Below are 6,459 nucleotides of genomic sequence, written 5' to 3'. Positions count from 1 at the left end.
TTGGAAAGCTGGGTGCGCCATGCCAGCGCCGCCCAGCTCTGGCAGGTGCAGCAACAAGGCGGCCTCGGGGCGTCCATCGCGGTGGAAGAGGATGTCGTGCACGCCCGCATCGAACTCGGCGGCCCGCGCAATCCGCTGTCGGACCTGGGCCGCACCGATGGGCGTCTGCCCGTGACGGAAGCCTTTCTAGGTAACGGCGCCGCAGCATGGGGCGCGCCGCCCCCGCACGGAAACCCGGCGCGCGAGGCCTGGTTTCTGTCGAACGAACTGGCCCAGGAACATGCGCGGCAGTACCTGCTGGCGGAAGTGAGGGAAAGGCGGGATGTGCTGGTGCGGTTTGTCGAGGAATGTGCACCGTAGGCATGCCGCGGACTTGCGCGGCCTGCGCGTCAACCCAAGGTCGCGAAGTTGTCGCTGCGCAGCAAGCCCGTAACGCAGGCCGCGATGGCCGCGGTGGGCGGAACAATCTTGCGTTCACGCAGGTTGAACCAGGCACCGGTCATGCGGTATCTGGCTACGGGCAGGGACTTGCGTTGGAACGCAACGGTGTGCACGAAGCGTGAACCATCGGCGGTTTCGGCTGCGGCCAGCATCGACAGCGTCAGGATGTCGCCAAGGCGGACCTCCTTCAGGAAGCTGGTGGTCTCCTCCAGGGTGATGGGCGCCACACCTTCCTGGGCGAAGACTTGCGGATCCAGCCCCGCGCTCTCGAACCATTCGGAGCGGGCAAAGGTGGCCCAATCGGCGTAGGCACTGTGGCGCAGGTGGCCGTAGGCGTCCACGTCCGCCCAGCGGATTTTCACGGTGACAGCATTCGTCGCATCGTTCATTTGATTACCTTCTGACTCGGGTGGATGGATGACCGGAGACAGAATAGGCGGCTGTTGGCACGTTCCAGGAAGGCGGCCAACCGGCAGCGCAGCGAACATGTCTGTGAGCGCGGACGGGCACCAGGCCGCGGCTACGAGTTCAAGCGGAAGGCGCTTCGGGCGATGGCCGTCGACTGAACAGCGGGCGGACGAAGAGGCTTTCGAGCGCCTTCGATTGGTGACTAATCGTAGGTGCTGCACGCTTGCGCGGTAGGTAGGCTAAGTTGAGAAACCGCCTCAGGCCGCGAAGGCAAAGCGGTCATCATCAGCAGCGCGTGGCTGCACCTCTTTGGCGATCGCCTTCGCTACCGCTTTCTGTGCAACCTTGAAATCGTAGGTCGCTTGCATGTTGATCCAACCCACCGCGTCGGCCTCTTCACCGCCAAAGTAGCGAGTCAGGCGCAGCGCAGTGTCTGGCGAAATGCCACGGCGTTCGAGCACGATGTCATTGATGCGGGACGCAGGCACGTGCAGCGCCTTTGCCAACGCGTTGGCAGTCATGCCAAGGGGCTTGAGGTAGTCCTCGCGGAGGACTTCGCCGGGATGAACCGGGCGCATTCCATTCTTAAACATCGGGTTGCCCTTTCAAGGTGCGGTTTCGGCAGACTGGCCGGTCAGTGCGGGTCATCAATCCTCACGTCGTACGGGCCCGCTTCGCCCCATTTAAAGATCAGCCGCCATTGCTGGTTGATCCTGACGTGCCAGGCACCGTCGTAGAACTTCAGGTCGTTGCCTGGTGGCATCTTCATGAAAACCACCGTCGGCGCAGCGTCCAACTGGGTCAGCTTGCGGGTCGCCACGTCCCGGATATTGGCGAAGCGAGCTTTCTTGCCCGTGGTGAAAAGTTCTTCGGTATCGGGGCAAGAGAAGGACTGAATCGCCATAGGCCATTTTATACCGTTTAACGGGAACCGGTAAGCTCTCGAAGGGTCATCGCCCGCGCCGCCAGCCTGTGGAAATGCGCCGTGATCTATTGGCGATCAACGTGCAGAGGGGCATCGGAATGGAGGGCTACAAAAGAAAAAACCTCCCAGCTTTTCAGCGGGAGGCTTCTCTGTTTTTCGGAACACGTTCTGCAATTGCGGAACAATGCTCCTGAAGAAATAGCGCGGAAACCGCGCAGTTCCTAGTGTTGGTGGTGGGCCCTGAGTGACTCGAACACTCGACCTACGGATTAAGAGTCCGCTGCTCTACCAACTGAGCTAAGAGCCCTTGCACAAAACGTTTTGCGTTTTTTGGCAAGACCGCAAGTATAGCGTAAAAATTCCGGGGCTCAACGATTTTGTGCGCGGCGGCGTTAGGATTCGTCATCATCGACGGGGCTGCGGTCCTTCCATCAGGAGATCTTCCATGACAGATACCACCACCATGTCCCATGTTGTGATCACCGGGGCCGCGGGCGCGCTGGGCCGTGCGGTGGTCCAGCATTTTCTCGAGCAGGGCGCGCGCCTGGCGCTGGTCKACCACCGGGCGGACCGCCTGGCCGAGGTCTTTCCGGGCCTGGACAATTCGCAGCACCTGCTGCTGGCGGGCGACGTGACCTCGGCGGCCGACATGACCGAACTCGCGAGCCAGGCGCTCAAGGCCTTCGGCCGCATCGACGCGCTGGTCCACATTGCCGGCGGCTTCGAGATGGGCGAGGCCACGCACGCGCTCTCGCGGGCAAGCTGGGACCGGATGATGAACCTCAACGCCTGGTCCTTCGTGGCGGTGACGCAGGCGGTGCTGCCTTCGATGATCGAGCACGGCGCCGGCCGCATCGTGGCGGTGACGGCCAAGGTGGCGGCGCGGGGCCTGCCGGCCATGGCGGCGTACATCGCGTCGAAAAGCGCGCTGCAGCGCCTGGTCGAGGCCGCGGCCGCCGAGGCCGCCCCGCATGGCGTGGCCATCAACAGCGTGGCGCCCAGCGTGCTCGACACGCCGGCCAATCGGCAGGCCATGCCGGACGCCAATCCCGCCGACTGGGTGTCGACCGCCGTCGCGGCGCAGACCATCGGCTTTCTTGCGTCGCCCGCGGCCGCGGCGCTGCACGGCCAGCACCTGACGCTCGACACCTGAGCTGAAGCAAGACGAACGACAAGGGCCCTGGCGGCAACGCCAGGGCCCTTTTTTCGTTCCGGCGCGCGCCGGCCCAGGCAGGCGGTTTGTCATGGGTGCGGGCCAAGGGGGCGGGGCGCTTGTCTCCCTGGAAAAGGGGCGCACTGCTCATGTGCGCATGCGGCGCGATTTCTACAGTGACTCCATGGCAAGACGCTTCGGCCCGGCAAGGAAAACGAAGCGGTGCCAGTCGACAACACCATCACTGGGGAACACGCATGGAAACGCTCAACCTGCTGCCACGAAGCTTCATGACCCTGCTGCGCGAGGACGCGGGCATGTCGTTCATGGAGTTCGCGCTCATCGGCTCCCTGGTGGTGGTTGTGTGCCTTCTCCTGCTGCTGGCCGTGCGGCGCAGCGCCTGAGGTTCGCACCATGCAGGAATTCAACGCCGTCCTCGATCTGCTGGCCATGCTGGCCTCGGACTTCCGCATGGGCGGGCTCTTCGTGCTGCTGGTGATGGCCGCCGTGAGCGATGCGCGCTTCTACCGCATTCCCAACTGGCTGACCTTCGGCGGCATGGCCTTCGCGATCATCTACGGCGCCTTCGCGGCGCGCACGCCRGTGACCGGCCTGCAGCACGCCCTGGGCGGCCTGGGCACCGGGTTCGCGATCATGCTGCCGTTCTATGTGCTGGGGATCATGGGCGCGGGCGACGTCAAGCTGATGGCAATGGTCGGTGCCTTCATAGGTCCCTACCAGACGCTGGAGGCCATTCTCTTCACCTGCATCGCGGGCGGCTTCGCGGCCGTGGCGGTGGCCATCCACCGGCGCCGGCTCGGCCACATGCTGGCCAACGTCAAGGATGCGGCGCAGGGCATCGTCGTCTCGGGCATTGCGGGCGTGCGGCCGAACGGAACGATCGACACGCGGCAATCCATCGGAAAGCTGCCTTACGGCATCTGTATTTGCGTGGGGACGGTTGTACAGGTCCTGGCGCATCAGTTGGGCTTCGTCTAGCCCGTCCCTTCCTCCATCCATCCATCCACGGCGGAGATTCGCATGAAAAACATCAAGGCGCTCGGGCTGCTTCTGCTGGCCCTCCTGACCGGCCTGGCGGCCGCGGTCTACGCAGCGGGCTGGGTCTCCCGGCAGGGCGGAATCGCATCCAACAAGGTGGTGGTGGCCGCGGTCGACATCGAACTGGGCAGCCGGGTCAATCCGCAGATGCTGTCGCTGGTCGACTGGCCGAGCGGCTCGCTGCCGGCCGGCTCGTTCAAGGACGCCAAGTCGCTGGAGGACCGCGTGGTCAAGGTCGGCGTGCTGCGCGGCGAGGCCATCCTGGAAGGCAAGCTCGCGCCGGTCGGCACGCAGGGYGGGCTCTCGGCGGTCATTGCGAGCGGCAAGCGTGCCATGACCGTGCGGGTCAACGACGTGGTCGGCGTGGCGGGCTTCGCGCTGCCGGGCAACTACGTCGACGTGATGGTCAACGCGCAGCAGGACAAGAACCGCGGCGAAGAGGGCCGCCAGATCAGCAAGACYGTGCTCGAGAAAGTGCTGGTGCTGGCGGTGGCGCAGGAAGCCAACCGCGACGACACCAAGCCGAAGGTGGTCAGCGCCGTGACGCTGGAGCTTTCGCTCGAAGACTCCGAGAAGCTCGACCTGGCACGCAGCGTGGGAACCCTCTCGCTGGTGCTGCGCAACCAGATGGACAAGACCACGGTTGCCACCGCAGGCATCACCAAGGGCCAGCTGTTCGGCGAGAAGGACATCCTGCCGATCTCCACCACCGTGGCAGCGCGGCCGGCCCCCGCGCGCGTGCCGCGCACCGCCCCCATGGCGCAGCGGCAATCCGAGTGCGTGGAAGTGATCCAGCACGCAGCCCGCACGCTCAACTGCTTCTGATCACCCCGCAGGAGGAACCCAAGTGCAACATCTCTCTTCTTCTTATTCACCCGCCTGGCTGCTGGCGCTGCACCGCGATCATCCCGGACGACCAGCCGACCTACGCCGTGCTCGGCAAGTCGGTGGTCATCCCGCTGAAGGCACGCGTTGCGCGCATCGTGGTCAGCGGCCAGCCGCCGAGCCGCGCGCCGGCCGCAGCCCCCGCAGCCGCAGGGCAGCCTGCGCCGGCCCCCGCTACGGCGGCGAACGCGGGCGACGGCATTGCCGATGTCGACGTCACGCTGCTGAGCCCGACCGACCTGTTCTTCCGCGGCCGCCAGGCGGGCTCGATGAACGTCGTGCTGCAAAGCGTCGATGGCACCTGCTACATCAAGGACGTGATCGTCACCATCGATCCGGGTGCGTTGCAGTCCAAGCTCGCCGAGCTGATGCCGGAAGAAAACCACATCCGCGTGCGCAGCGCCGAGAAATCGATCGTGCTCACCGGCGAGATCAGCGATGCGCTCAAGCTCGACGACGTGATGAGCCTGGCCATGGCCTACGGCGCCGACGGCAAGAAGGTGGTGAACCTGCTGCGCGTGACGGCGCCGCAGCAGGTGATGCTCGAAGTGAAGATCGCAGAGGTCAGCAAGACGCTGCTGGACCGGCTTGGTGCGCGCGTGGGCCTGAGCCGCACGGGTGGTGGCGGCCGCGACAGCTACTCGCTGATCTCCAGCTTCCTGAGCGGAGGCGGCGGCCTGCTCGAGGCGATCAGGATCGGCCGCACCTCGGTCGGCATCGACGGCCAGAAGGACGACGGCCTGGTGCGCATCCTGGCGGAGCCCAACATCATGGCCATCAGCGGCCAGCAGGCAAGCTTCCTGTCGGGCGGAAAGATCTTCATCCCGGTCGCGCAGAGCGCCGCCGGCGGCGGGGGAACCAACATCACGCTGGAAGAGAAGGAGTTCGGCATCGGGGTCAAGTTCACCCCGACCGTGCTCAACGGCGGGCGCGTCAACCTCAAGATGATCTCGGAGGTGTCGGACCTGTCGCAGACCGGCTCGCCCTTCACCACTGTGACCGGCGTGACCGCCGTGCTGCCTTCGCTCACGGTGCGCCGCGCCGACACCACTGTGCAGCTCAACGACGGCCAGAGCTTCGTCATCGCGGGGCTCATCAAGAGCAACGTCACCGAATCCATCAAGCGCTACCCCGGGCTGGGCGAAGTGCCGGTGATGGGGGCGCTGTTCCGCAGCACCGAGTTCCAGAACGACCAGACCGAGCTGATGTTCGTGATCACGCCGCGCCTGGTCCGTCCGCTGGCCGAGGCGCCCCGTGTTCCGACCGACAACCACGTCGTTCCCAGCCGCGCCGAGGTCTACCTGAACGGCAGCCTCGAAAGCGCCACCCCGGCACCGGTTGCACCGGCCGGTCAACCCCAATGACACCCGCGAGGAGCACCACCATGTTCATCAAGTCGACCACTCTCGCGCTGACGCTGCTGCTGGCCACCGGCTGCTCCCACGTCACGCCCAACTACGACGCGCGCTTTGGCGATGCGGTGCGCGACGCGAGAAAGAAGATGACTCTCAATCCCGATGCTGGGAAGGACGGGAACCCGGTCGTGGGCATGGACGGCCGCGCGTCGCGCGAGTCGATGGTGCAGTAC

General features: G+C 65.3%; 9 protein-coding genes, 1 tRNA gene and 1 pseudogene. 7 read left to right on the top strand and 4 right to left on the bottom strand.

Annotated features, from left to right (window positions below; genetic code table 11):
- The coding region (locus AC1DOC_RS18880) for a hypothetical protein (RefSeq protein WP_478130267.1) at positions 1 to 360 on the top strand (360 nt) is incomplete at its 5' end.
- A 29-nt stretch (positions 361 to 389) separates the two neighbouring features.
- On the opposite strand, the gene AC1DOC_RS18875 is transcribed toward AC1DOC_RS18880, so the two are convergent.
- The 4 genes from AC1DOC_RS18875 to AC1DOC_RS18860 form a co-directional block, all read right to left on the bottom strand.
- On the bottom strand, positions 390 to 830 hold the full coding sequence (locus tag AC1DOC_RS18875) for an acyl-CoA thioesterase (RefSeq protein WP_062362602.1): 441 nt from the start codon (positions 828 to 830) through the stop codon (positions 390 to 392).
- A 276-nt stretch (positions 831 to 1,106) separates the two neighbouring features.
- On the bottom strand, positions 1,107 to 1,442 hold the full coding sequence (locus AC1DOC_RS18870; RefSeq protein ID WP_062362599.1) for a HigA family addiction module antitoxin: 336 nt from the start codon (positions 1,440 to 1,442) through the stop codon (positions 1,107 to 1,109).
- A 41-nt stretch (positions 1,443 to 1,483) separates the two neighbouring features.
- Positions 1,484 to 1,753, bottom strand: coding sequence for a type II toxin-antitoxin system RelE/ParE family toxin (locus tag AC1DOC_RS18865; RefSeq protein ID WP_062362597.1), 270 nt, complete (start codon positions 1,751 to 1,753; stop codon positions 1,484 to 1,486).
- Positions 1,754 to 2,005: 252 nt separating this feature from the next.
- A tRNA-Lys gene (locus tag AC1DOC_RS18860) sits at positions 2,006 to 2,081 on the bottom strand.
- A gap of 138 nt (positions 2,082 to 2,219) precedes the next feature.
- On the opposite strand from AC1DOC_RS18860, the gene AC1DOC_RS18855 reads away from it, so the two are divergent.
- The 6 genes and pseudogenes from AC1DOC_RS18855 to AC1DOC_RS18830 form a co-directional block, all read left to right on the top strand.
- Positions 2,220 to 2,927 carry an SDR family NAD(P)-dependent oxidoreductase gene (locus AC1DOC_RS18855; RefSeq protein WP_478130266.1) on the top strand — a complete coding sequence of 236 codons (708 nt, stop codon included), beginning with the start codon at positions 2,220 to 2,222 and terminating at the stop codon, positions 2,925 to 2,927.
- Between the two features lie 257 nt (positions 2,928 to 3,184).
- Entirely contained in the window at positions 3,185 to 3,331 is a 147-nt protein-coding gene (locus tag AC1DOC_RS18850) for a hypothetical protein (protein ID WP_012746659.1), read from the top strand.
- Positions 3,332 to 3,341: 10 nt separating this feature from the next.
- Positions 3,342 to 3,926: an A24 family peptidase gene (locus AC1DOC_RS18845; RefSeq protein ID WP_478080048.1), complete on the top strand. Its 585-nt coding sequence runs from the start codon at positions 3,342 to 3,344 to the stop codon at positions 3,924 to 3,926.
- Positions 3,927 to 3,968: 42 nt separating this feature from the next.
- Positions 3,969 to 4,811 (top strand): Flp pilus assembly protein CpaB, encoded by an 843-nt coding sequence (cpaB, locus tag AC1DOC_RS18840; protein ID WP_478080049.1) that lies wholly within the window; start codon positions 3,969 to 3,971, stop codon positions 4,809 to 4,811.
- Between the two features lie 53 nt (positions 4,812 to 4,864).
- Positions 4,865 to 6,235 (top strand): annotated as a pseudogene (locus tag AC1DOC_RS18835) (type II and III secretion system protein family protein); the annotation flags it as partial.
- A 20-nt stretch (positions 6,236 to 6,255) separates the two neighbouring features.
- Positions 6,256 to 6,459: hypothetical protein (locus tag AC1DOC_RS18830; protein ID WP_478130265.1), on the top strand; the 204-nt coding region annotated here is incomplete at its 3' end.

The organism is Variovorax sp. 01T439_2, assembly GCF_056398445.1.
The sequence above is the reverse complement of the archived record's forward strand: the minus strand, read 5'-3'. Positions and strand labels throughout refer to the sequence as shown.